The following is a 25,068-nucleotide window of genomic DNA, read 5'->3' as shown; positions in this document are numbered from 1 at the left end:
CCTGCTCCCCTAAAGTCCAAACTCCTGGAGTAATCTTTTTTCCGTTTCAGACTCTAAATGTTTATCTTTAGACCTGATAATCCCAAGATAATTAGCATCATATTCTGTCAATAAAGCCATGGATACCGGTACTAAAACAGTATGTAAAGCTGTGTATTTGGTATTTAAATTTTGCACAATTTCTTGGCTTAACAAAAACAAACTTTGATAAATTTTTTCCATATGTACAGTAGGATATTGCTTTCCACCTTCAAATCCAGATAGAGAACAGGAGTGAGCCTTCCCATATATATTCAAAGGAATACCATATACCCTGCAAGTGGCAGGTCTATATGCATAAAGTTCACATTTATTTTCTTCGTTTAATAAAGGACATTTTACCTTTTGCTTTCCAACTTCTGCAAAAATTTCTTCCTCAGAAGCACCACCTTTTTGCATTTTAAAAGCCATTCTTTTAATTTTATGTATTTTTCGATCCGCTTTATCTGCTTCTATTAAAATTTTATTTCTTTTTTCTGTGGTTAATTGCTTAAAATGATGATTTAAGTATAATGCTTCTACAAGGTGTAAATCAAACAAGGCATAACAGCAATCACAACATCCTTCAGCGCATTTAACTTCCTGCGAATACTCTTCTTTTACCTTAACAAAAATCTTATCCAACCCCTTTAATATTTCTTCATAACGAGAAAAATAAGGGGTAAAATCAAAATCCATCACCAACTCCCAACTTTTATTTAAAAAAGATTTTTCCAGACAGAGAAAAGGAAGGGCTTCCCTAAAATCCTTTTAGGGAAGCCCTAAAAGAAGTATTAGTCAATCTCTTCTACAGTAATAGCACCAGATTCACAAACTTCTACGCAAGACTCACAACCAAGGCATTCCTCTTCATTTACAGGAACGGCCTTGCCATCTTGAAGTTCGTAAACTTCAACAGGGCAAACATCTACGCATTCGCCATCGCCTACACACTTATCAACGTCTACAGTTACCTTCCATGCCATTGTAAAAACCTCCAAAAATAGTTTTTGTTTAGTTAAAGAAACTTACTACTTTTAAAGTAGAAAGTTTCTTTGTGTCAATGAAAACTTTAGGCATCAACCTCTTTTTTTACACCCACAGCCACTTTATAAAGAATGGTCAAAATAAGGAAACCAGCAGCATAAACTCCCAAAGTAATTAACAATTCCAACTTAGTAGGAATGTACTCTACTACTTCTTCTAAAGGATTGGGAACAAAACCGCCAGAAATCATGCCCATTCCCTTATCAATCCAGGTGCTCAAAAATACCAGGACACAGGCCATAGCCAAGACATTGTCGGACTTTCTGTTTTGAGGAAAAAGCAAAATCAAGACAGCCAGCAAGCCTGCAACCACAGAAACCCACATCCAGGGGGCATAGGTAGCATGACCTTCTAAACCAAAGAAGAGATACTTAAAGTGAAGCAAGTGACCGGGAATCTGGCTATAACCTACAGTAAAAACTTCTAAAGAAAGGAAGAAAAGGTTAGTAATAATAGCATAGGTAACAATCTTGGCCAGACTTTGAATAGCTTCTTTGCCTGGATCCCAGTTGGCAAAAATCTTTACAATATAGCAAAGTAAAATCAAAAAGGCAGGACCAGAAGCAAAAGCAGAAGCCAAAAATCTAGGAGCTAAAATAGCAGTAAGCCAGAAACCTCTGCCAGGAAGACCACAGTAAAGAAAGGCTGTCACGGTATGGATACTAACAGCCCAGGGAATGGACAGGTAAATAAAAGGTTTAATCCATTTGGGAGGCTCAACTCCTTTTCTTTCAGCCTGCAAGGTAACCCAACCAATTAAAATATTTAAGAAAAGATAACCATTTAAAACAATCATATCCCAAAACAGGATAGACCTGGGAGTGGGATGCAAAAGAACATTGAGCATTCTTTGGGGTTGACCCAAGTCCACCACAATAAAAAGTAAACACATGGAAACCGCTGCTACAGCTAAAAATTCTCCCAGAATCAACACCCTGCCAAAGGTCTGATAGTGGTGCAAATACTTGGGAATAACCATCATTACTGCTGAAGCAGCTACACCAACCAGAAAGGTAAACTGGGCAATATAAAAGCCCCAGGAAACATCCCTGCTCATTCCAGTAATGCTCAAACCTTCTTTCATCTGAAAGGTGTAGGCAAAAAAGCCAGTGGCTACACCCAGTAAAAGAAGGCCAATCCAACCCCAATAAAGCTTACTTCCTTTAATTGCTTTTTCTAACATGACCTCTCCCCTCTTATATTAAGTAATACACACTAGGAAATGTCCCCAACTCAGGTTTACGTTTAATAGCATACCTTTCAGCTAGAACTTTTCTAATCTCAGACTCAGGGTCATTTAGATTACCAAAATAAATAACTCCCTCTGCTGCCTCTACACAATAAGGTTTTTTACCTTCATCCAATCGCTCATAACAAAGCAAGCATTTTTCTACCACACCCTTAGTTCGAGTAGGAAATTGAGTAGTGATTTCTTCGGATTTTAAAAACTTTTTAGGATCATAAAAGTTAAAACTACGGGCTCCAAAAGGACAAGCTGCCATACAATAACGACAACCAATACAACGATGAAAATCCATCATAGTGATGCCATCTGCACGCTTAAAGGTGGCCTTAGTGGGGCAGACTCGAACACAAGGAGGATTATCACAGTGATTGCAAAGTACCAAAGTTTCTTTTTCTGCATACTCACTAATATGCATATTGTCTAACATCTGCCCAGGGAAGGCTTTATGAAAGGTAGTCTTCCAAAGCCACTTAATTTCTCTTTTATCTGGGATATGAGGAACATTGTGGTTTTTATGACAAGCCACAATAGCTTTTTCCATCACTTCGTCATTTAATTTTTTCGTATCAATAGCTAGCCCCCATCTAACGTGGCCTGCTCCTTCTCCTCCTTCAGAAGCTCTAAGAAGGTTAGGAAAAACACTCCATCCCAGAGTAGCTAATCCTGCTATCTTTAGGAATTTTCTTCTATTTGCTCTCATTATTTCTCCCCCTTTGGTGCCACATGGCAGTCCCAACAATAGGGAGATACTGCCAAGGAGTTATGACACTGATCACAAAACTTAGCCTTATTGTCATGGCACTTCATACAAGTCTTAGTTAAACTCATTACTACTTCTTTACCAGTTAACTTACTCTTATAGTCTTTTATATGTTCTCTAACTACCATATCACGCCATTCATTTAAAAGTTGCATATGCTCAGTACGCATAAACTCTTTGCTTTCTACGCATTCTTTTACATCTTTTGGCAGTTCTAATTTGGGCTGTTTATAAGCAGCACTTCCAATATTATACCAAAAGGGAAAGGTAAATAAGACCACAAAAATAATTAAACCAGTTATAATTTTACCACCATCGTACATTTTCTACTCCTCCTTCCCAGGAAGGGGCTCTCCCCTCAAATTGGTTTCTCTTTCTTGCTCGCCTGGTAAAATCAAAGCATTTCCAACCAGTTCATGCACGCCAGTGACATCCACTTCAGGCACCCAGTAATTCATAAGAGGAGGCAAAGCCGCTCTGTCTATAGCACAAATACAGGCAAGCATGTTGACCCCATATTTTTCATGTACGTGTTTTACTGCATTGGCCCTGGGAAGACCTCCTAAAAACCTAAGCTCTTCAATCTCACCTGCATTTAAACCAGCACCACTTCCACAACAGAAGGTCTGCTCCCGAATAGTATTTTCAGGCATGTCATAAAAGTTATTACATACACTCTTAATTACATAACGAGGCTCTTCAAAAAGTCCCATACCTCTAGAAGGATTACAGGAATCATGGAAGGTTACGATAAGATTGTCATTGCGACTCTTATCCAGTTTTAATTTACCGTGTTTAATCAAATCAGCAGTAAATTCAGTAATATGAACCATCTTGGTGGACTTGGCATTTTCAAACTTAGTGCCAGTAATGGGATTTACTGGCTCCTCCAGAAAATCAGCAGGACCATTCATGGTATCCATGTACTGGTGAATTACTCTCCACATGTGTCCACATTCACCACCCAAAATCCATTTTACCCCCAAACGCTTGGCCTCCATATACATCTTGGCATTTAAGCGTTTCATCATCTCATGGGAGGTAAAGAAACCAAAGTTTCCACCTTCAGAAGCATAAGTACTCCAGGTTACTTCTAAGCCATATTCTTCCTTTAGGTAATGGAAGAGCATCAAATACCCCATACAGGTATAGGTACCTGGGTCAGCAAAAACATCTCCAGAAGGAGTGATAAAAAGGATATCTGCTCCCTTTTTATTAAAACTGGGCTCAGGCCTGATACCAGTAATCTCTTCTATGTCATCACAGAAGAATTCCAGCATTTCCTTAAAGGCATGGGGCTGAATACCCAGATGGTTACCAGTACGGTAACAATTGGCAGCAGGAGTGGCAATCCAGTCTGTATTCAAGCCTAAAAGATTGGTAAGCTCACGGCCAATAATGGTTATTTCTGCCTGGTCAATACCATAGGGGCAGAACAGAGAACAGCGGCGACATTCAGAACATTGATACAAATAATACCACCACTCTTTAATAACTTCTTCAGTAAGCTTTCTTGCCCCAGCAAAACGGCCTAAAATCTTACCTGCCTTGGTAAATTCACCTCTATAAATGGAGCGGAAAAGCTCAGCCCTGAGTACAGGCATGTTTTTGGGATCGCCTGTACCAATAAAATAGTGACACTTGTCAGCACATGCGCCACAGCGCACACAAATATCCATAAAGACCTTGAAGGAACGAAACTTTTCCAAACGCTCCTTCATGCCCTGTCTTACAATTTCCATCCAGTTTTCAGGCAGTTTCCAATCCTCATCCAGAGGACTCCACTGCCTGGCATGGGGCATGCCCACAGTTTCAAGGCTTTTGGGGTTAGCAGGATAACAATAACGACCTGGTTTAATTTCCACAGGAATGTCCATCCATTCTCTTTTGGGCATCCTGTGGGAAATTTGAGAAAATAATTTTCTTGCATTTGGTAGAGCCATAGGTACTACTCCTTACTTTCAGATGGCTGTTCTTCTAAAGGTTTTTCTACAGGTAACCCAGCCTCAACCATTTTTTCTCTAAATTCATCTTCATAAGCTTCATAAGTATGAACCTTAACAGGATAATTCCAGGGATTAATATGCCTTTTCATTCTACTGTTGTTGGCCAGATTACGAGTAGGACTTAAAAATACCCCGCCCATGTGCATTAACTTACTTATTGGAAAGTAAATTAGCAAGATAGAGACCAAAAATACATGAATATAAAAAATAGTGCCTACACTTTCAGGTATCGTGGGATGAAAGGTAACCAATCCCATGGTAAGCTCTTTAATAGCTACAACATCTGTCTTTACAAAATAGCGCATCATAATACCAGAAACAGCAATACCTAAAATCAAGAAAAGAGGAAAATAATCTGCGGGCAAAGAAATATATCTAATCTTGGCCACACAAATACGCCTTAAAAGTAGATACATAAGGGCAACTAAAATCACCACATCAGTCATATAAAGTGTGGGTGCTCCAATTTGAAGTAATCCATCTACCTTGTCTACCCACTGAAACAAGGCAGGCACAGGTTCAGTAAAGAAACGCATGTGTCTTACAAAAATAGTCAAGAAAGAATAATGAAAAAGCAAGGCAAAAAGCCAAAGCCACTTGGAAGAAGCATAGGCCAACTTGGGCCCGTCATGAAGTTCTACCTTGGTGTTTCTAAAAAGTGATCTAAACAACACCACTTCAAAAAACATTCTCAAAACAACACCCAAGGTAGTAGAAGGGTTGTCTATTTTGTTTTGTTTAATCCAGGGCAAAGAAAACTCCTGCCCAGCAGTTGTGGGAATCCTAAAGGGAACAGGAGACTTACCCCAACGCACAACCCTTAAAATAAAACCTACCACAAAAAAGAGCACGGCCACATAAGGGACAATCACCCCAAAAAAATAATGCAGGCCGAGCCCTCCTGCCCCAATTAGGGCAATGAGAACCAAAGCAAAGACCAGGAAGAGTGAATAAATCGCTTTCATTTACCAATACCCCTCTTACGTTTTAATTTTTTTACAACTCCCCAACCTCTTTTATAAGACCAGCTCTTTCCAAGAGCTTATGCACCCTAGAGTTCATATAATTAGACTTTTGACTCCAAACTTGCTCTCTGCACTGCATATAAAGGTCAAAGGCCAAGCCTATTAGTTCATCTAATTTATTTACAAAGGTGTAATATTCTTCATAAAGATTATGTTTTTTTATCTCTGACCTTAAATTTTGCCAAACCACTTTTTTTAAGGAAAAAACAAAAATCAAGGCCATAGAAGGCGCAAAACTCTGTAAAGACCTAATGCGTACAATAGCATCTACATATTCAGGAAGTTTTTCTGAACACTTCTCACAGAGTAATTCATCAAAAATTTTTTCTAAATTTAGACGAAAGGTATTGCCTACAGGATTGGTAAACTGATTGGGATTGGAACGAAAAAACTGGGCAGACTCTTCAGGATAACTACTTAACAGGTCGTCAAACCATTCATTTAAAATGCTTTTTTCTTTTCTTTCAGCAAAGAATAAAATTTCATCTAATTGATACTCCCAAGGTTTTAATGGCGCCAGATTGGAAAGGGTTAATAAACTAGCCTGGCTTCATCGTCAAGACAATTTGAGAAAAACTTAACAAAAGAAAAAAGCCAGAGGAAACTTGTTTCCCCTGGCCTTTAATCTGCCCATATCTAAAAAAAGCATTTAAATTCTCAAACGCACATAATAGGCCCTATCCCCCCGCAAAACCAAAAGCAAAACTGTATTTTTTAAACGCAACCTGCTGAAAAGCAAAGCCAATTCTTCCTGAGTTTTAATTCTAACTCCACTTATTTTTAATAATACATCCCCAGGCTGTAAGCCTAACCTACTAGCAGGAGACCTTGGGAAAACCTGCTCTACCACCAGACTTTTATCCCCACTTTCCCTCACTCCAAATCCCCATCTTTTAGCTAAAAGTTCCAGGGCTTCTTTTTGACTAAAAGGAGCCAGGGAAGTAGATAGAGAAAATGTCTTACCCTTGCGCCATACCTTTAACTTCACTTTCTCCAGGGAAGTAAAGTTACGCAGCAGGTCAATATACTGGTCTTTATCTTCGATTAGGTAGGAATTTATTTGCAACAGCACATCTCCAGGCTTAAGACCAGCCAGGTCTGCTGGCTTTTGAGGATAAACTTCTGTAAGCAAAAGCCCCCTTACCTCTTTTAAGCCCAGATAAGCAGCAATTTGAGGGGTTAAATTTTGGCCACTTACTCCAAGCCAAACAGGTTGCACATAACCTCTTTGCAAAAGCTCCTGAATAGCCCTTTTGGCCTTGTTGATGGGAATAGCAAAGCCAATCCCCTGGGCATTTTTATAAATAGCCGTGTTTATTCCTATTACTTCACCTAAAATATTGATTAAGGGACCACCACTATTACCAGGATTTATGGGTGCATCAGTTTGAATAAAGTCAGTAAAAATACCTTCCTGGGTACGAATACTGCGCTTTAAAGCTGAAACCACTCCTGTAGTTACAGTATGCCCAAAGCCATAGGGATTGCCAATGGCAATAACTGTTTCCCCAATGAGAATATCCTCAGAATTACCCAGGGTTACCTGAGGTATCTCTCCCTTTCCCTTTAAGCGTAAAATAGCTAGGTCAAAGTCAGGGTCAGAACCCACCAGATCTGCTTCAAACTCTCTTCCGTCCAAAAGTCGAACTTTAATACTGGTCCCACCTTCTATTACATGCGCATTGGTTAACACATATCTATTTTTAGCATCCACAATAAACCCAGAGCCCAGGCTCTGGGTTTGAACCCTCTGCTTAAACTCTGGCCACAGTTCCTCCCAGAAAGGGTTGCCCAAGAAGGAGTCAAAGGGATTAAAACTCCTTTCCTCTATTTTTTGCGTATAGACATTCACTACTCCAGGAGCAGTTTTTTCAATGGCTTTTACCACTGGAGTAAGGCGAGGATTTTCCCTAGCTAAGACCAGAGTACTAAACTGCAAAATCCCCAGAAAAACAATTAACCCCAATCTAAGTTTAAACATAACGCATTTCCCTGAGTCTTCTTACTCTCTCTGCAATGGGTGGATGAGTGCTAAACAGGTTCAGCAAGCTACTTCCGCTTAAGGGATTGACGATAAACATATGGGCTGTAGCTGGATTGATATCTCCTGCCACCATGCCCCTGGAATAAGCATCCAGCTTTTCCAAAGCTCTGGCCAGGTACTCTGGATTGCCACTTAATTTAGCACCTGTTTCATCTGCCAGATACTCTCTGGAACGAGAAATAGCCAGTTGAATCAAAGTAGCTGCAATGGGAGCAATTATGGCCAGGACCAAAGCTACTATGGGATTACTTCCTTCTTCTTCATCCCTTCCACCAAAACCCAAAAAAGCAGCCCATTTCACCATATTGGCCACAAACATAATAACTCCAGCAATGGTAGCAGCAATGGTCTGAATCAAGATATCTCTATTTTTAATATGACCTATTTCATGGGCCAAAACTCCCTTTAACTCTTCTGGAGAAAGCAAGCGTAAAATGCCCTCAGTTACAGCCACCACTCCATTTTGGGGATTTCTACCTGTGGCAAAGGCATTGGGTATTTCTTGAGGGGTAATATAAATGCGGGGCTTGGGAATACCTGCATTTCTGGCCAATTCTTCTACTATCTGGTGTAAAAAAGGAGCATCCTCATAAGCCACTTCTTTAGCCCCATACATGGCCAGCACCAGTTTATCACTAAACCAATAACTTCCCACATTCATAAGTAAAGAAAAGATAAAGGCAATAATTAAACCCTGTCTTCCTCCTATAAGTTGACCAAACAGAAGTAAAAGACCAGTAAGTAAAGAAAGAAAAATAAGAGTTTTTAGTTGATTACGCATTTTTCTTTTGCACCTCCTATTTTACTTCTATCTTAATATTGCGCTGTAAGTCTTTTTTCTTGGGTAAAGTAATAACCAGGACTCCATCTTTTAGCCTGGCGCTTATTTTATCCTTTTCCACATAGTCAGGCAGGGTAAACTTACGGACAAAAGGTCCATAGGAGCGTTCCAGCAGGTGATACTCACTACCACTCACATCCTTTTCCAGACGCCTTTCTCCGTAAATCCTAAGTTCACTGCCCTTTAATTCCAGGTTAATCTTATCCTCACTGATTCCTGGCACTTCTATTTCAATTACAAAACCATCTTCTACTTCGTAAACATCAGCTACAGGCTTCCACACTCCATAAATATCCCTTTCCTTTTGTTTGGAGGGAACATCCTCTATGGCTTCCATGAGTTTTAAAATCTCATCTCGCATATCCTGTAGCTCTAACCAGGGGTTTAAAATAAGTTTGGCCATTATCAACCTCTCCTCTTAACTTACTTTAAAAATTAAACAAAAAACTTTATAAAACTTTAAACACCTGGCTAGAGGTGTCAATAGAAAAGACTCTTTCTTTGTTTAGTCCTTGCTATTTTTTTTTAATCCCTTTATTTAAATAACTTAGATTTTAACCCCTGGGAGGAAAAACATGGCTCAAAAAAAGAGATTAAATGCCCTGGTAGAAGTTTTGGGACCAGCTAAAATACCTTCACCTCTGGCTAGTTGTAGATTTATTCCTGAAGATAAAAAACTAACCCTGCCCATTCCCAGAGAACTGTTAGACGAAAAGGGAGAAGGGCCAGAGGAAATCGTCTGTGAAGAAGCAGGGCCAAGGGAAAAAATCTACTTTGATGCTCCCAAAACCAAGTGTGCCATTGTAACCTGTGGCGGACTGTGTCCAGGCATAAACGATGTAATTCGCTCCATTGTGATGACCTGTTATCATAATTACAAAGTAGCCTCGGTAGTGGGCATAAAATACGGACTCCAGGGGCTTATTCCCCAGTATGGACACGAGCTTGTGGAGCTAACTCCTGATGTAGTCAGTGAAATCCACGAGTTTGGGGGGACCATTTTGGGCTCTTCTCGTGGCCATCAGCCAGTAGAAGAAATTGTAGATAGCCTGGAAAGGTTAAATATAAACATTTTATTTATGATTGGTGGTGATGGCACCATGAAAGCAGCCAGAGCCATTTTCCAGGAAATAAAAAAGAGAAATTTAAAAATAAGCGTAATTGGTGTACCTAAAACCATTGATAACGACATTCACCTGGTCTCTAAAACCTTTGGTTTTGACACAGCAGTGGAAAAGGCCACTGAAGCCATTCGCTGCGCCCATACAGAAGCCATGGGTGCTCCCAACGGCATTGGCATAGTCAAGCTCATGGGTAGAGAATCTGGTTTTATTGCTGCCCAGGCAACTCTAGCCCTAAAGGAAGTAAACTTTGTCCTCATCCCAGAAGTACCCTTTAGCCTGCATGGAGAAAATGGCCTTCTGGTAAATTTAGAAAAAAGATTAAAAAAGCGCGGACATGCTGTAATTGTAGTTGCTGAAGGCGCAGGCCAAGAACTTTTTCAGGACCTGGGAACAGATCCTTCTGGCAATAAAATCCTGGGAGATATCTGCCAGGTTATAAAGGAAGAAATAAAAAAATATTTTGCCAGTAAAAACATTCCCTATACCTTAAAATACATCGACCCCAGCTATATCATTCGCTCTATTCCGGCCAATGCCAATGACCGGGTATATTGCGGGTTTTTAGGCCAGCACGCTGTACATGCAGGCATGAGCGGACGCACCAACATGCTGGTAAGCAAACTCCAAGACCGCTACATCTACCTGCCCATTTCTTTAGTTACCCAAAAAAGAAGGAAACTCAATCCAGATTCCAACTATTGGAGTGCTGTACTATCTTCTACAGGACAACCAGCTAAAATGCTCTAAAAGGAGAAAGAAATGACTTCAATGGACTGTATTACTGACCCCAGAACAGAACTGGCCACCTATTTCAAACCCTTTGCCCTTAAGATGGAAGCGCACAATCTACCGCCCATTGTCATTAATCTTTTCAAGTGTTATTTTTCCCAATTGCTCTATGGAAGCCAGGGTAAACTTACCAAAAAAGAAATCCTTCCCATTAAAGAAAGTGAACTTAAAACCCTTTCCCAGATAAAAAAGTACCGCTCTCTAGGTGAAAAAAAATTAAAAAAACTGGTGATTTTTAAATTAAACGGGGGCCTGGGTACGAGTATGGGCTTAAAAATTCCTAAAGGTCTGGTTAAAGCTAAAAACAACAAAAACTTTATAGAAATAATTCTGGAACAAGTAGAAAATTTGCGTTCTCACTACAACATAAAATTGCCCCTAATTTTTATGAACAGTTTTTACACTCATCAAGAAAGCAGTAAATATTTGCCTGATGACTTAAATCCAGCTGAGCTTCCCCCAAGCTTTGTTCAGCACAAATATCCTAGAATTCTGAAAAGGACTTAACGCCTGTAAAATATCCAGCCAATCCCAATCTGGAGTGGAATCCACCAGGGCATGGAGATTTTTACACGGCCCTGGTTACCACCAAACTCCTGGATACCCTGCTAGAAAAAGGCTATAAATACGCCTTTGTTTCCAATTGCGACAACCTGGGAGCAACCATTGCTCCAGAAATTTTAGGCTATTTGGTGGAAGAAAAGCTCTCCTTTCTTATGGAAGTAACCAAGAGGACTGCTTTGGATAAAAAAGGAGGGCATCTTTGCAGGCTTCTAAAAAATTACCGCCTGGCTCTACGGGAGGTTGCCCAGTGTCCCAGCAATGAAAAAGAAGAATTCCAGGATATCAACCTCTACTCCTTTTTTAATACCAATTCCCTGTGGCTCAACCTGAAAAAAATACGGGAAGTGTTTATCAGGCACAAACTCATGCCCCTGGACCTTATTATCAATGAAAAGACTTTAGACCCTGAAGACCAGAACACTCCCAGAGTGATTCAACTGGAAACAGCCATTGGCTCAGCCATCTCTGCCTTTGATGGGGCAGAAGCTTTAGTAGTACCCAGAACCAGATTTTCTCCTGTTAAAACCACCAGTGATTTACTTTTAATCCGTTCCAACTGTTATTTGGTAGACGAGCAGGCCAATATTGTAGTTAATCAAAAACAAAAATGCGTGCCTCTTATTGAACTGGACCCACAGTTTTACGCCAATTTCAAAGACTTTGAGCAGCGTTTTACTTCTCCTGTAAAAATAGAAAATTGCAGTCAAATCAAGGTTGAAGGAGATTTTAAGTTTGGAGAAAATATCACATTTAAAGGAAAGGTAAACCTAAAAAATACCACTCAACAACAAGTATTCTTGGAAAATAAGATACTGGAAGGAGAAATAATATTTTAAAATAAAATTTTAAATCTTATTTAGATAACTTAGAAAGAATATTTTTTTCCTTTTTGAGCCAGGACTGAGCGTTTTTCTTACCTATGGAAATGGCTTCCTTTCCCTTATGAAAGTCCATAAATTTTATTTTTTCCAGAGGAGGCCTAAACAACACATCTGGAGCGTATAATTTTAGCAAGGTATCTGTTAATTTTTCCTCTAAAATAGTAATAGAAGTCTGCATAATCTCAAAAATATGGGGAGTTTCTTCCACCTTTAAAATCCAACTTTTAACCTCTTCTAAAAGAGGAAAGTCAAATTTAGGCAAGTTCTTTTTTAGTTTATCACTGATTCTATTCCAGAGTTCATTTTTAAAACCATTTGGTTCTTTTTTTTCCTTGTATTCTTCCAGGTCAAACCTTTTGGTACGATAGTTTAAGTCCACGGCAAAAACAAACTCTGCGCCCATTTCCCTTACCACGCTTACAGGTAAAGGGTTAACCAGACCTCCATCCACCAAACACATCTTATCTTTTACCACTGGAGTAAAAATAGCAGGCACAGCAATGCTTGCCCTCACCGCTTCAATGAGATTTCCTCTGGTAAAGACTATTTCCTTGCCTGTGTAAATGTCAGTACTTACAGCAGCAAAGGGCACGGGTAAATCCTCAATATTTTCCTGGGGTAAGTATTTTTTTAAAAAGGAAATCACCTTTTTGCCGTCAAGTAAGCCATTGCGGGGAAAAACCAAATCCAGCATAAAAAGGACCTTTTTCCAGTCCATCTCCAGAATGTCTTGCTTAAATTCCTTTAAGGCCCCAGCAGCATAAACTGCGCCCACCAGGGCTCCAATACTGGTCCCAGCTACATAGTCAAAAGAAATACCTGCTTCTTCCAGGGTCTCCAAAATTCCAATATGGGCCCAACCTTTGGCAGCGCCAGCACCCAGGGCTATTCCCGTTTTCATAAACTCTCCCTTTTCAGGGGCAAAGGTGTCTTTTCCCCTTTTCATTTACATGTACAAAAGTGACTCTGGTTTCAAAGACAAACTCTTCCTCTTTCGCTCCTGGAGCATCAGCAAAAACCTTTACCTCGTAGGTAACAGAAGTTCTGCCCTGCTTAAGCTTTTCAATAACAAAACGCAAAATAGAGCCACTTGCCACCCTTTTTTTAAATCGAATTTCATCCATGCCTACAGTCACCAAGGGACAACCAGCATACTCCCGGGAAGCAGCCAGCCAGGCCAGCTCATCTACCCACTTGAGCATTACGCCCCCAAAAAGATAACCGTAGTGGTTTAAGTGTTCTGGACGAACCAGAGTATATGTTTCCATTATCTTCTTCCCTTTAGCTTAATTCTTCTCTTTTTTTAAAATAAGCCTTGAGCAAACCAAAGCAACCAGCAAGCATCATATCCCCACCTGGAGCCAAAAACTCTACCGGAAAACTGGCCAGCAAACTCCTTTTAGGCCCAAGCACATATACAGGTGGATTTTTTATCCTTTCTCCCAAATGCACACAACCATGCCCCTCATCAGCAAAAACTTCTTCATTGGAAAGCTCGCCCCAACTAAAGCTGGTAAGCTGCTTCCAGAACTTTTCGGGTGTAAGCAATCCAGTATGATGCTCATAAATCCCCAGAACCTTATTTTGAAACAATAAAAAGGCCAAAATATGACTATTGCCCACATTGACCAGACAAATGGGCTCCTTTTCCTGTTTTTTCTCCACTTCCGGCACAAACAGGGCACCTAACAGGGCCACTGCGCCTGTATCTGCCACCAGGCCACTGCCCACTGCATCCTTTAGGGCTTTAAGCCTGGTAAACTCTTTGGGTGGAGTCTGGTAAAGTAAATCATAGATATTACCACCTGCCTTTAAAAACTTCATCCAGAGTTCAAACCTGCCTTTTCTATTGCTATAGTTGGGGAAAAATCCATGGTCCTGCACTGCTGCCAAAATCAAGTCTGGATACTCCAGGTCCACCACTTTTAAAAAAGCCTGCCAGAAATCATAGGCAAAATCGCTTAAAAATACAGGTACATATCCTAAAGGCGCCCTTTCTACCATATCTACGCCCAAAGCTTTGACCTTTTCCAGGTCATCACCCAGGGCAAAATAGGAGTTTTTTTCTACTGCTACTTTTAGACCTGCCTGTAAATGTTTTTTTAAAGCAAACTTAAATCCTCCTCCCATATTTTGCCCGTAAAGATAGATATTTTTTTTCTGTTGGGTTAGTTTTTCTATTCGCCTGGCCAGATTCAGAGCTGGTGAAGGTAAAATAAATTTGGGACAATTCTCTATCTCTCTATCTGGAAAATAATAAAGCACATCTTGAGTACCACTGCCAATGTCCAAACAAAGTATGTTCATTTTTCCCTCTTTTAATAAAAAATAAAGAACCGATAGATAAGCTATCGGTTCCTTATTTGCCTGTAAACACCTTTACTATTTAATCTATCTTAAACCTGCTCACCAATTCCTTTAATTTCGCAGATAAAGAAGCAAGGTCTTTGGCACTTTGTTCTAAACTGCCACTGTTTCTACTCAAATCATCAGAAGTTGTGGCCACGCCTTCCACTTCTGCCTGTACTTCCCTGGTTTGCTCAACCACCCTGGATAAGCTCTCATTGGATTCTCCCACAGCCATGGAAACCTGTCCTACATTATCAGCAATGTCCCTGGTAGTAACTGATTGCTCTTCAATGGCAGCAGCAATGGTGGAAACTATCTGGTCCATCTCGGCAATAATAGTGGTTATCTCTTCTATTTCCTTGACTGTAATATCAGTGGCTCCCTGAATCCCCTGGACCTTTTCCTTAATATCTTCTGTGGCCTTGGCGGTTTGCTGGGCCAGTTCTTTGATTTCATTGGCCACCACTGCAAAGCCCTTGCCTGCTTCTCCTGCCCTGGCTGCTTCTATGGTCGCATTTAAGGCCAGTAAATTGGTCTGCGAAGAAATAGCGGCAATGGTTTCAGTCACAGAACTAATCTCTGCAGCAGCACCTCCCAGTTCATTCACCTTGCTGGAAACCACTCCAGCTTTACTTACCGCCGAAGAAGTAATTTCCTTGGCCTTTTCTGTATTGGAAGCTATTTCCGTAATAGTTGCGCTCATTTCCTCGGCAGCAGAGGCAATGGTATTGGCATTGGTTGCCAGTTGTTCCATGGCTGCAGAAACAGAATTGAGATTGTCCACATTTTCAGCCGTAGCTTCTGTTACCTTATTGGCCTTTTGTTTCATCTCTTTTGAACTGTCAGCAACTTCCCTGGCCACCTGATTTACTTCTGAAGAAGCCAAAGAGACCTGTTCAGTACCCTCAATTATCTCCCTTAACATATCTTTAGTATGCTTTACCAGGGTGTTAAAGGAATTGACCAAAATACCAATAGCATCATTGGCTGCATAACTAAAACTAACTCTATAATCTCCTTGAGCTACCTTTTCACTAAGAGAAGCTACCTCCATTAATTGCTTATTTACAAAACGAATAATAATAAAAACAATTAAAATACTAAGTCCAAGTAAAATTAAGCCTGCTATAAAATTCTGGGTTAAAAGTTCTACATCTAAACCTTTAATCATCTGCTCTTCAGTTAAACCCACTTCAAAATACCAGTCCCAAGGCTCAAAATAACGGATATAGGAAACCTTTTTTTCTCCCTGCCAGGTATATTCTACAAAGTCTTTATCCTTGGCCTGTTTAAAAGCTTCTCCCACCCCTCCGGGTAAATCAAAAATATTTTTATCCAATAAACTCTCATTGGGATGATAAATGTACTTACCTGCACTATTGTAAACTACAAAATATCCCTTTTTAGCTGCCTTGGTCTCAGCTAAAAAGTGCTTAAACTCAGGAGAAGCAATCTTCACCCCCACACAAATCACAGCTACAATCTCACCCAAAGCATTTTTCATAGGTTTATAAGCAGTCAAATACCAGTCATTTACCACAAAGGCTTTTCCATAAAAAGTTTTGCCCTGCATAACACTTTTATAAACAGGACTGTCTGCAGGGATATAAGTACCAACTGCCCTAGTTCCATCTAGTTTTAAGACATTAGTAGAAACTCGAAGCAACTTTCCTGGTAATACTTGAAAAATAGTAGCAGTACCGCCCACCATTGATTTTACTTGATCTACCAACTCAAAATTATTAAATATAATTTTATCACCCAACACCAAAGCAGGAATTTCCACTTCTTCTTTTTCTTTTGTCACTTGATTAACAATAGTAGTGGTTATCTTATTGTTATTATCTAAATAAAAACTACCAATATGTTCTATCTCCACTTCCATTATAGTTAAATCTTCCTTTAACTTTTTAAATAAAAGATCATGCATTAAACTAGCTGTATTATAAACAGCATCTCCTGTACCAGCTACTGATTCTTTACCTAAAATAATGAGACTCTTTTTTGCTTTATAAACAGAAAACAGGGTTAGTATCAAAATGCTTAAAAAAATACAGATAGCAACAGAAACATAAAGCTTGGTAGTAAATTTTATTCTGCTAAACATTTATCCCTCCTTTTTCTTGTATCCCTCCTTTTCTTGTTTTAAGAAAATTATCGACCTCTTCTAAAAAATACTTTAACAAATTTTGCTTTCCCTTTACCTTTTTTTCACTTTACCCTTTACAAAAATTATCCCCAAGTCTTTTCCTCCTGCCAAACCAATATCAGCTTCTCTTGCCTCTCCAGGACCATTAACTACACATCCCATTACAGCCACGGTAAAAACCTCTTTTACCCCTTTTAAAGCCTCTTCTACTTCTTTAGTTAAAGCAATTAAATCAATTTCTGTACGACCACAAGTAGGACAAGAGATAATTTCAGGTCCTCTAGTCCTTAATTCCAGAGCTCTTAGAATCTCCCAGGCAACTTGTACTTCTTTTACAGGGTGTTCAGTTAAAGAAACTCTAAGAGTATCTCCTAATCCCTTATAAAGTAAAATACCCAATCCCAAAGCTGACTTTACACTTCCCCTTAAAAAAGTTCCTGCTTCCGTAATCCCAATATGCAAAGGATAATCTACTTTCTGGCCCAAAAGTTCATAAGCTCTAATAGTTTTTAACACTGAAGAGGCCTTTAAGGAAACCTTTATTTCCCTGAAATCCCTTGCCTCCAGCAGTCTAATATGTCTTAGGGCACTTTGCACCATTGCTTCAGGAGTAGAACCATATTTTTTCAATAAATCTTTTTCCAAAGAGCCTGCATTCACTCCAATTCTAATGGGCACTTTGTAAGCTTTGGCCTTAGCTACCACTTTATCAACCTTGTCCTCATCTCCAATATTACCAGGATTTAGCCTGAGACCGTCTACTCCTTCTTCTATAGCTCCTAAGGCCAATCTGTAATCAAAATGAATATCAGCAATTAAGGGGATATTAATTTGTCTTTTAATTAAAGAAAGTTTTTTAACAGCCTCTTTATCTACTACTGCCACCCTAACTAGCTCGCACCCTACTTCCTCTAATTCTTTTATTTGCCTAACTGTGGCTTCCACATCCTTGGTATCTGTGTTGGTCATGGATTGCACCCGAACTGGGCTATCTCCTCCAACACTTACCCAACCTACCCAGATTTTTTTAGTGCGCTTGGACATGCCTAGGGGTTTAGCAAAATTTTCCTAAGAACAAAAGAGATAGTTTTAAGGCCAAAGGGCTTGCTTAGAAAATAAATTTTTTCCTTTAGTTCAGGGTCTTTTATTTCTGGCGAGGCATAGCCAGAGATAAGTAGGGTCTTTAAGTCTGGTTTAAGCAAAAGAACTTTGGACAAAAAATCAAGCCCGCTTTGGTCCGGTAAAACCAAGTCGCTTATCACCAGGCTAATCTGCTTTTGATAGCGCAAAAACTTGTCCATAGCTTCGGTAGCATCCTGAGCTGTAATGGTTTCAAAATTGAGGTCTTTTAAAAGCAAGGCTAAAAAATCCAAAAAATCCGGGTCATCATCCACCACCAAAACCAGTTCACCCTGCCCCTGAATAATGGCTTCTTCTTTTAATTCCTCTGACCTGGGCTCTTTTTTTCATACAAAGGAAGATATATGGTCATTACTGTGCCCTGCCCCTCTTTGCTGCGGGCAAAAATAAAACCATCGTGTTGCTTAATCACTCCATAGGCCTGAGCCAGTCCCAGTCCTGTACCCTGCCCCACTTCTTTGGTGGTAAAAAAGGGTTCAAAGATGTGGGGTAACACCTCTTGAGGGATACCTTTACCTGTATCCATTATCTCTATCTTAGCCCACTTACCCCCAGGCATAATATAATGTAATCTCTCCTGGTCAGTAGTTTCTACTCTGTCTAAAGTAATGGTAATTGTTCCCCCTTCAGGCATGGCGTCCCGAGAGTTAATCACAATATTGTTAATCACCTGTTGCAAAGAAGCCAGATCTGCCTTGACAATCAGGTTTTCTTCCAGGATTTGCAGCTTAAACTGAATATTAGCTGGAAAAATGCGTTGGAAAAATTTGACCTGTTCTTTGATAAAAGAAACCAAAGAAAGCAAAGACCTGTTTAACATACTCTTGCGGCTAAAATCTAAAATCTGGCGAATAAGAGCAGCAGCCCTTTCACTTTGCTCTACTAAAACATTTAAGCGTTCATAAGATTTGGAGGAAAGGTTGCTATCCCTTTTTACCAACTCAGCATAACCCATGATAATATTTAAAATATTGTTAAAATCATGGGCAATTCCAGCTGCAAGTTTACCCACGGCAGCCAGCCTTTCCTGGCCTATCATCTGCTTTTCCACTTCCTTGGCCCTGGAGATATCTTCCAGAACCACCAGATAGGCTTTTTTTTGACGATAGATAACCTCTTTACACTTTATCCTGACAAAAACCTTTTCTTCTGCTTCCAGCTCTACTCCCTGCTCTCCCCTGGACAGCAAAAAATCCCAGGAATAGGGGCCAATGGACTGATAACACTTTTCCATGTCCCTTTTGCAAAAAAGGGTTAAAAGCTTTTCCCCCAATTCATTGTTCACGATTATCTTGCCTCCCTCTTCAAATAAAACCACTCCATAGGGAAGCTCGCTAAAGATTACCTTTAACCTCTTGCTTTCTTCATCCAAAAGGTCCTTTAGTAAACTCAGGGCAAAGGAAATATACTCAGCCAGGGCATAATAAAACTGGATATCCTCAGGGTCAAAGGCATTTTTTTCCTGCGCCCCAAAATAAATAAGTCCTATAATTTCCCCTTTTTCCTTTCCAAAAAGAGGAAGGAAAAAATTACTTTCTATCTTTTCAATTTTACTACCTGTAAGGTGTAAAATATCCTTTTTTAGCTCTACGCTTATTTTTTTATTTTTTAACTTAAAGTAAAGGGACTTTATTTTGGTAAGTATTTCTTGTTCTACCCTTTTATCTATATCACCTCTAGAAGAAAAATAAAGATAATCCTGCTTCTCTTCTAAAAAAGCAACAACTACATCTCCTTTTCCTTCTTTTAATACAAACTTTATCAACTGAAGCAGAAAATTTTCATAGTCTAAGGAAGCAATGAGCTTGCGGGTTAAAGCATGTAAACCAAAAATAAGTTTGCTAAAACTTTCTGGATACTCCACCATACAACTAACTACTAAGCTCCAGGGTTTCTTCTCTATCCAAATTTTTCAATATTAAATTTTCGGTTCTTTTCTTTACAGACAACACCAAATCAGCAAGCCCGGGCCAAAGGGCCAGTTTTTGCTCAGACAAAAAGTTTATCCACAACACCACTCCTTTACTTTGCAAAAAGGGATTTAACCACTTAAGCCAGGCCCTGGAAAGAGAAAACATCTCTGGAAGCAAGGGGATAAAAACCCTGGCAGGTTTATTTTGTTCGTTTAAGCATTTCAACAGTTCAAAACACAGGACCTCTGGGTCTTGATTAAATCTATACAGGGGGCCTAAAAACTTTAGTTGAGCTGAATCCGGCAAACCAAAGGAAGACAAATCCTGCTTTACCCTGTCTTCTTCTTCAAAAAAGCCCAAAAGATAAATATCTTCTCCGTTTTCCAGGCCTTCAGCCAAAAACTTTGCCCCTACCTGCAGGCCAAGTAGTTTGGATTCTATTTTGGCCACGATAAGCCTGGGATAGGAGATAGTCCACTGGGAAAGGAAAAATTTGTTTTGAGGAGGTGCAGGCAGCCTCAAGGGCACTGTAAAATCAAAAATCCTGAGCCCTTTGTTCTCAGCCAAGGTCCAGCGAAAAATACCCTTTTTGGCATAACCGCCCCGATACTTGTAAACTTCCAGAAAGTGCTTTCTTAATCCCGAACCATTGGACAAACTCAGATGGATTACCACATCAAAGATGGTCTCTTCCACTCCACTCCGGGATAAATCATTGCGCCCAAAATGAATATCACTGGTAAAAAAGCCCAATTTTCCCTGCTCATAAAGACATTTTTGCAAATAATAACAAAAGGTCCTGATTTCTGAAGAGTCTTTCACTGAATGTAAGAGCATGGATAAGGAATCCACAAAAAGCACATCCACTTCCTTACCCGTTAAAATCTCCTGTAAGTTAAGCATTTCTTCTTCTAAAACCAGTTGACTCAAGTACCTGTGCTTAAAAACAAGGTTGTCCTTTACCTGCCCATAATCCAGCCCCACCTGGGCTAAAAAGCCTTCAAACACTTCTGGAGCTTCTTCAAAGGAATAATAAACCACTTTTTTCCCCTGCAGGGCGTAGTGATAGGCCAGATTTAAACTAAAAGAGGTCTTGCCACTTCCAGAAGTGCCTGAAATAAGCACTCCTTGCCCTTTTCTAAACCCACCTTCCAGGATTTTATCCAGACCAGAAATGTTCGTCTTTTCCTTTTTACCCAGTCCCAGGGGTTGTTTTTCCTCTGCTTCCAGATTATAGCCCCAGCCCAGAATCCGAATCCCTTCACTGGAGATAGTATAGGGCAAAGGAGCAAGAGAGACCTTTTGGCCTCTTAACTTATGCACTTCCAGGTTTCTGATTACCTTGTCTGTACTGCGGTCCAAATAGAAGATGCCGTCTGCCACGGCAAATTCAGAATCCTGCTCCATATCCCTTCTGGAGTATTCACCTACCAAAAAGCTAGTACACCTGGAAGTAGCCAAACGCATGGACAGGTTATAACAAAAGAGTCTAAAGGCAGGTTCATTGCGCACCATATCGCTAATGGCCTTAAAGGAATCTATCACCAAGAGGGAAGGCTCCTTTTCCTCTACTTTTTTCCAGATAAAATCAGAAACTGCATTTAAAGTGTGCTTGACCACATATTCATGTAAATCAAAGTAAAACACCCTTTCTCCAAAAATATCTGCGTCAAAAAAGCTAAAGGTAGATAAGTAGCGCACTATTTTTAAGGTGGGCTCAGAAATGGTGGAGAAGTAAAGGGCAGTGGCCCCAGGATGTTTTTTAAGGTAATTAAAAACCAAATTCTGGACAAAAATGGTTTTTCCAGCCCCTGGCAATCCTGCTACTACATTTAAAGAATAAGCAGGAATTCCTCCTTGTAAAAAGTGGTCCAAAAGAGGAATACAAGTAGGATTTAACTTAAGCTCAGACATCTTTACTTTTCCTCTTTACACTTCAAAAGTACTTCTTCTAATTTTTGGGTTAAAATTCCTCCTACCAGGTCAGAAAACAACTCCAGCACCGTATTTAAAAACTCCTGTAGTCCTTTTTCCAGCTCTTCAGAAGCAACCTCTGTAGTTTTAAACACCCCTAAGTCCAGAGAAGAAGGATTAAGATGGGCTAAAAAGGGGTATTCCTTTTTTACCAGTCGCCAGGAAGCTCGAAGCACAGAAATGGAAGCACTTTCGCCAATCAAGACCTCCATTTTTTCCCCTAGGGCCTTAAATATCTTGCCATAAATAACCAACACATCCCCATCCATGACTTTACCTCGAAAATATACTAAAAAGTTATATCTTTTTTTAACTAAAAAAAAATCTTTTAGCAACCACTTTTTTGTTTTTTTCACCTTCTAAAATAGTAGTATCCTGACTATTTTTAAACTTAAGGTATAAAAAAAATTAACCTACCAGGGCCAAAATAAAAAAAATACTATTCAACTTCTCATTTTTCTTTGACAAATTTTTCCCTTTTGGTTTATTCTAAAGACCAAAATAAATTAAAGGAGGAGGTTTATGCAAAAACTCTCTTCAGGTATTGAAGGTCTGGATAAAATTTTAAAGGGCGGATTTATTGCAAAAAGGGCCTATCTTATCGCTGGAGGGCCTGGAAGTGGCAAGACCACCCTGGGGCTGCACTTTTTAGAAGAAGGCAGCAAACACAAGGAAAATTGCCTTTTTATCAGTCTGGGAGAAAAGAGGAACAAATTCGGGAAAATGCCCAAAATCTGGGCCTGCAGCTAAAAAAGGTAGATTTTCTGGACTTAAGCCCTGAGTCTTCCTATTTTACGCAAATGGAAAGCTATGACATCTTTTCCCCGGCAGAAGTGGAAAGGGAACCCACCACTAAGGCCATTCAAGAAAGGGTGGAAAAGCTAAAACCCACCAGAGTGGTTATAGACTCCATGACCCAGTTTAGATATCTGGCTCCAGATGTTTTTCAGTTTAGAAAACAGGTTTTGTCCTTTTTGCGTTTTTTAGCTGAAAGCGGGGCTACTGTACTCTTTACCTCTGAAGCCAGCCCAGATGCTCCAGATGATGACTTGCGTTTTTTAAGTGATGGCATTCTGGAAATCCTGGTGCAAGACCAGGACCGCTATCTTTTGGTAAGCAAGTTCAGGGGCTCGGACTTTATAGCAGGTAAACACTCCATGGACATAAAGGAAAACCAGGGCGTACTCATCTATCCCAGAATCACTTTAGAAGAAAGCTACCTAACCCCACCCACCTTTGACACTCTGTCCTTTGGAGTCCCAGAAATAGACGAATTGTTAATGGGTGGCATTGAAAGAGGCACCGTAACCCTTTTAAGCGGACCTTCTGGAGTGGGTAAGACCACTTTGGGCATGCAGTTTATCAAGGAAACTGCAGGTAGGGGAGAAAGGTCTGTGGTCTATACCTTTGAGGAAACCAAAGAAAAGATTATCCGTCGGTGTGAACAGGTAAACATAGCAGCAAGTTATATGATGGAAAAAGGCACCCTGGAAATTAAAAAGATAGAGCCTCAAATTTACACTCCAGACGCCTTTGCAGATATGCTCCGTAAGGATGTGGAAAAGAACAAGACCAAAGTGGTAATGATTGACTCCACCTCTGGTTATAGCCAGTCCATTCGTGGCAAAGAGCTTATCTCTGAGTTGCATGCTGTGTGCAAGTACCTCACCCAGATGGGAGTTACAGTATTACTGCCCAGTGAAGTGAAAAACATCACTGGAGACTTTACCATTTCCAGTTTTGACATCAGCTATCTGGCAGATAATGTTATCTTCTTGCGCTACCTGGAAATAGAAGGAGCCATGAGAAAAGCCATTGGTGTACTCAAAAAACGCCTGGGGGATTTTGAAAAGACCCTGCGCGAATTTGTAATTACCCGCTATGGCATTAAAGTAGGCGAGCCACTAAACAACCTCCAGAATATTTTAAGTGGCACTCCAGTGTTCAGGAAGGAGGAGAAGTAATGAAAAAGGTGCTCATCCTCAACAAAAACCAAAAAAACCTGGAACTTATGTCTCAATTTTTCCACCAGCACGGGATAACTTCCTGCCTGGCAGCTAACTACAAAGACCTGGAAAGCTTCCTCCAGGATGAGGACCTGGGAGTAGCCTTGCTGGACATAAGTGGTTTTGACAACAACATCTGGTCCTACTGCCAGGAATTAAGGTCCAGGGACATCCCCTTTGTGCTCATTTCTGCTACCCGCACTGACAAGCTAGATGCCACCAGCATAAAAGAAGGAGCCAGAGGGGTACTGATAAAACCCCTTTCTCCTAAACAACTCTTAACTCTGGTACAAACTATTCTGGGACAATAAGGTAGCTTATGGAAAAAATCCTTTTAATGTTAAAAAACGAGCAAAACAAAAAACTTTTGCGAGAGTATCTATCCCAGCACTACCAGGTGTTTCTCCTAAACGACCACTTCCCTCCAGAACAGGACTTGCTTATAGTAGATGGACCTGGGTTTCGAGCTTACCAGGAAGAAATTCGCAAACTAAAAAACCAGGTCCACCCCCTATTCTTACCCTCTTTACTCCTTACCACCAAAAAAAACCTTCGCTCTTATCAAAACCATCTTTTCCACGAAATAGACGAACTCCTCACCACGCCCATAGAGCACCTGGAACTTTTAGCCAGGGTAAAAACCCTTTTAAAGACCAGGACCCTGTCCTTACTTTTGGAAAAAGAAGCCATTACTGACCCCCTAACCGGACTTTTTAACCGCCGTTATTTTTTAAAACAGGGCCAAAGGGAACTACTTCGCTCCAGAAGACACAGATGGCCTCTTAGTCTACTCATGCTGGATCTGGATTATTTCAAAAAAGTCAACGATGTCTATGGCCACTCCATTGGAGACCAGGTGCTCATTCGCACCGCCCGCAGAATCCTGGACTCCATTCGAGATGTGGACATTGCTGCCCGTTATGGTGGAGAAGAGTTCGTAATCTTGCTCCCAGAAACAGATGCCAAAGGAGCCATGCTCGTGGCTGAGCGCATACGGGAAAACATCGCCAACCAGCCTTTTCACTTAAGTCCCAGCCTGGCTTTAAGCATTACGGTAAGTGTGGGGGTAGCTACCCTAAAACACAGTTTTACAGATTTACACGAACTCATTGACCTAGCAGACAAAGCCCTTTATGAAGCTAAAAAAAAGGGACGGAACATAAGCTTTAACCTTAACCTTTAAGACCAAAAA

The 25,068-nt window shown here is 40.2% G+C and carries 23 protein-coding genes and 3 pseudogenes; 6 read left to right on the top strand and 20 right to left on the bottom strand.

Annotated features, from left to right (window positions below; all coding sequences use genetic code 11):
• Positions 1-9 precede the first annotated feature (9 nt).
• The 11 genes from ACZ42F_RS02270 to ACZ42F_RS02220 form a co-directional block, all read right to left on the bottom strand.
• Positions 10-717: a YkgJ family cysteine cluster protein gene (locus tag ACZ42F_RS02270; RefSeq protein WP_464279583.1), complete on the bottom strand. Its 708-nt coding sequence runs from the start codon at positions 715-717 to the stop codon at positions 10-12.
• Positions 718-812: 95 nt separating this feature from the next.
• Positions 813-1,004 carry a ferredoxin gene (locus ACZ42F_RS02265; RefSeq protein ID WP_464279582.1) on the bottom strand — a complete coding sequence of 64 codons (192 nt, stop codon included), beginning with the start codon at positions 1,002-1,004 and terminating at the stop codon, positions 813-815.
• Between the two features lie 86 nt (positions 1,005-1,090).
• Positions 1,091-2,248, bottom strand: coding sequence for a sulfate reduction electron transfer complex DsrMKJOP subunit DsrP (gene dsrP / locus ACZ42F_RS02260; protein WP_464279581.1), 1,158 nt, complete (start codon positions 2,246-2,248; stop codon positions 1,091-1,093).
• A 13-nt stretch (positions 2,249-2,261) separates the two neighbouring features.
• The gene (gene dsrO / locus ACZ42F_RS02255; RefSeq protein ID WP_464279580.1) at positions 2,262-3,011 is read right to left on the bottom strand and encodes a sulfate reduction electron transfer complex DsrMKJOP subunit DsrO; all 750 of its coding nucleotides are present in this window, start codon (positions 3,009-3,011) and stop codon (positions 2,262-2,264) included.
• Positions 3,011-3,394 carry a sulfate reduction electron transfer complex DsrMKJOP subunit DsrJ gene (dsrJ, locus tag ACZ42F_RS02250; RefSeq protein ID WP_464279579.1) on the bottom strand — a complete coding sequence of 128 codons (384 nt, stop codon included), beginning with the start codon at positions 3,392-3,394 and terminating at the stop codon, positions 3,011-3,013. The genes dsrO and dsrJ overlap by 1 nt, the downstream gene beginning before the upstream one ends.
• 3 nt (positions 3,395-3,397) lie before the next feature.
• Complete coding sequence (gene dsrK / locus ACZ42F_RS02245) at positions 3,398-5,014, bottom strand: sulfate reduction electron transfer complex DsrMKJOP subunit DsrK (RefSeq protein ID WP_029965612.1); 1,617 nt, start codon at positions 5,012-5,014, stop codon at positions 3,398-3,400.
• A gap of 5 nt (positions 5,015-5,019) precedes the next feature.
• Positions 5,020-6,042 carry a sulfate reduction electron transfer complex DsrMKJOP subunit DsrM gene (dsrM, locus tag ACZ42F_RS02240; protein ID WP_035259785.1) on the bottom strand — a complete coding sequence of 341 codons (1,023 nt, stop codon included), beginning with the start codon at positions 6,040-6,042 and terminating at the stop codon, positions 5,020-5,022.
• 31 nt (positions 6,043-6,073) lie between these two features.
• Positions 6,074-6,550: an RsbRD N-terminal domain-containing protein gene (locus ACZ42F_RS02235; RefSeq protein WP_464280293.1), complete on the bottom strand. Its 477-nt coding sequence runs from the start codon at positions 6,548-6,550 to the stop codon at positions 6,074-6,076.
• 201 nt (positions 6,551-6,751) lie between these two features.
• Positions 6,752-8,083, bottom strand: a complete 1,332-nt coding sequence (locus ACZ42F_RS02230) for a trypsin-like peptidase domain-containing protein (protein WP_029965615.1) — start codon at positions 8,081-8,083, stop codon at positions 6,752-6,754.
• Positions 8,076-8,927: a zinc metalloprotease HtpX gene (gene htpX, locus ACZ42F_RS02225; protein ID WP_029965616.1), complete on the bottom strand. Its 852-nt coding sequence runs from the start codon at positions 8,925-8,927 to the stop codon at positions 8,076-8,078. The genes ACZ42F_RS02230 and htpX overlap by 8 nt, the downstream gene beginning before the upstream one ends.
• A 16-nt stretch (positions 8,928-8,943) precedes the next feature.
• Positions 8,944-9,390, bottom strand: coding sequence for an Hsp20/alpha crystallin family protein (locus ACZ42F_RS02220; protein ID WP_029965617.1), 447 nt, complete (start codon positions 9,388-9,390; stop codon positions 8,944-8,946).
• A gap of 172 nt (positions 9,391-9,562) precedes the next feature.
• Here ACZ42F_RS02220 and ACZ42F_RS02215 point away from each other — a divergent pair, with 172 nt between their 5' ends.
• Both ACZ42F_RS02215 and ACZ42F_RS02210 read left to right on the top strand, forming a co-directional pair.
• Complete coding sequence (locus ACZ42F_RS02215; protein ID WP_029965618.1) at positions 9,563-10,858, top strand: ATP-dependent 6-phosphofructokinase; 1,296 nt, start codon at positions 9,563-9,565, stop codon at positions 10,856-10,858.
• A 12-nt stretch (positions 10,859-10,870) separates the two neighbouring features.
• Positions 10,871-12,300, top strand: a pseudogene (locus ACZ42F_RS02210) (UTP--glucose-1-phosphate uridylyltransferase).
• 16 nt (positions 12,301-12,316) lie between these two features.
• Here the strand turns inward: ACZ42F_RS02210 and ACZ42F_RS02205 are convergent.
• The 9 genes and pseudogenes from ACZ42F_RS02205 to ACZ42F_RS02165 form a co-directional block, all read right to left on the bottom strand.
• Positions 12,317-13,246 carry a patatin-like phospholipase family protein gene (locus tag ACZ42F_RS02205; protein ID WP_464279578.1) on the bottom strand — a complete coding sequence of 310 codons (930 nt, stop codon included), beginning with the start codon at positions 13,244-13,246 and terminating at the stop codon, positions 12,317-12,319.
• A 13-nt stretch (positions 13,247-13,259) separates the two neighbouring features.
• Positions 13,260-13,613 carry an acyl-CoA thioesterase gene (locus tag ACZ42F_RS02200; RefSeq protein WP_464279577.1) on the bottom strand — a complete coding sequence of 118 codons (354 nt, stop codon included), beginning with the start codon at positions 13,611-13,613 and terminating at the stop codon, positions 13,260-13,262.
• 13 nt (positions 13,614-13,626) lie between these two features.
• Positions 13,627-14,652 (bottom strand): DUF1786 domain-containing protein, encoded by a 1,026-nt coding sequence (locus ACZ42F_RS02195; protein ID WP_464279576.1) that lies wholly within the window; start codon positions 14,650-14,652, stop codon positions 13,627-13,629.
• Between the two features lie 79 nt (positions 14,653-14,731).
• Positions 14,732-16,801 (bottom strand): methyl-accepting chemotaxis protein, encoded by a 2,070-nt coding sequence (locus ACZ42F_RS02190; RefSeq protein WP_464279575.1) that lies wholly within the window; start codon positions 16,799-16,801, stop codon positions 14,732-14,734.
• Positions 16,794-17,887 (bottom strand): annotated as a pseudogene (ispG, locus tag ACZ42F_RS02185) (flavodoxin-dependent (E)-4-hydroxy-3-methylbut-2-enyl-diphosphate synthase). The gene ACZ42F_RS02190 and the pseudogene ispG overlap by 8 nt, the downstream one beginning before the upstream one ends.
• 2 nt (positions 17,888-17,889) lie before the next feature.
• On the bottom strand, positions 17,890-18,240 hold the full coding sequence (locus ACZ42F_RS02180) for a response regulator (protein WP_464280292.1): 351 nt from the start codon (positions 18,238-18,240) through the stop codon (positions 17,890-17,892).
• A gap of 41 nt (positions 18,241-18,281) precedes the next feature.
• Complete coding sequence (locus ACZ42F_RS02175) at positions 18,282-19,850, bottom strand: ATP-binding protein (protein ID WP_464279574.1); 1,569 nt, start codon at positions 19,848-19,850, stop codon at positions 18,282-18,284.
• A gap of 4 nt (positions 19,851-19,854) precedes the next feature.
• Positions 19,855-21,810, bottom strand: a complete 1,956-nt coding sequence (locus tag ACZ42F_RS02170; protein WP_464279573.1) for an ATPase domain-containing protein — start codon at positions 21,808-21,810, stop codon at positions 19,855-19,857.
• Positions 21,811-21,812: 2 nt separating this feature from the next.
• On the bottom strand, positions 21,813-22,226 hold the full coding sequence (locus tag ACZ42F_RS02165) for a hypothetical protein (protein WP_464279572.1): 414 nt from the start codon (positions 22,224-22,226) through the stop codon (positions 21,813-21,815).
• Positions 22,227-22,392: 166 nt separating this feature from the next.
• On the opposite strand from ACZ42F_RS02165, the pseudogene ACZ42F_RS02160 reads away from it, so the two are divergent.
• The 4 genes and pseudogenes from ACZ42F_RS02160 to ACZ42F_RS02145 form a co-directional block, all read left to right on the top strand.
• Positions 22,393-23,009 (top strand): annotated as a pseudogene (locus ACZ42F_RS02160) (ATPase domain-containing protein); the annotation flags it as partial.
• Positions 23,010-23,027: 18 nt separating this feature from the next.
• A complete protein-coding gene (locus ACZ42F_RS02155) occupies positions 23,028-23,834 on the top strand; it encodes an ATPase domain-containing protein (RefSeq protein ID WP_464280291.1) in 807 nt (268 codons plus the stop codon).
• Entirely contained in the window at positions 23,834-24,187 is a 354-nt protein-coding gene (locus tag ACZ42F_RS02150) for a response regulator (protein ID WP_029965629.1), read from the top strand. The genes ACZ42F_RS02155 and ACZ42F_RS02150 overlap by 1 nt, the downstream gene beginning before the upstream one ends.
• Before the next feature lie 8 nt (positions 24,188-24,195).
• On the top strand, positions 24,196-25,059 hold the full coding sequence (locus tag ACZ42F_RS02145) for a GGDEF domain-containing protein (protein WP_464279571.1): 864 nt from the start codon (positions 24,196-24,198) through the stop codon (positions 25,057-25,059).
• Positions 25,060-25,068: the final 9 nt, after the last annotated feature.

The sequence above is a fragment of the Desulfonauticus autotrophicus genome (genome assembly GCF_055381725.1).
This window is presented reverse-complemented; position numbering and strand designations above follow the sequence as displayed.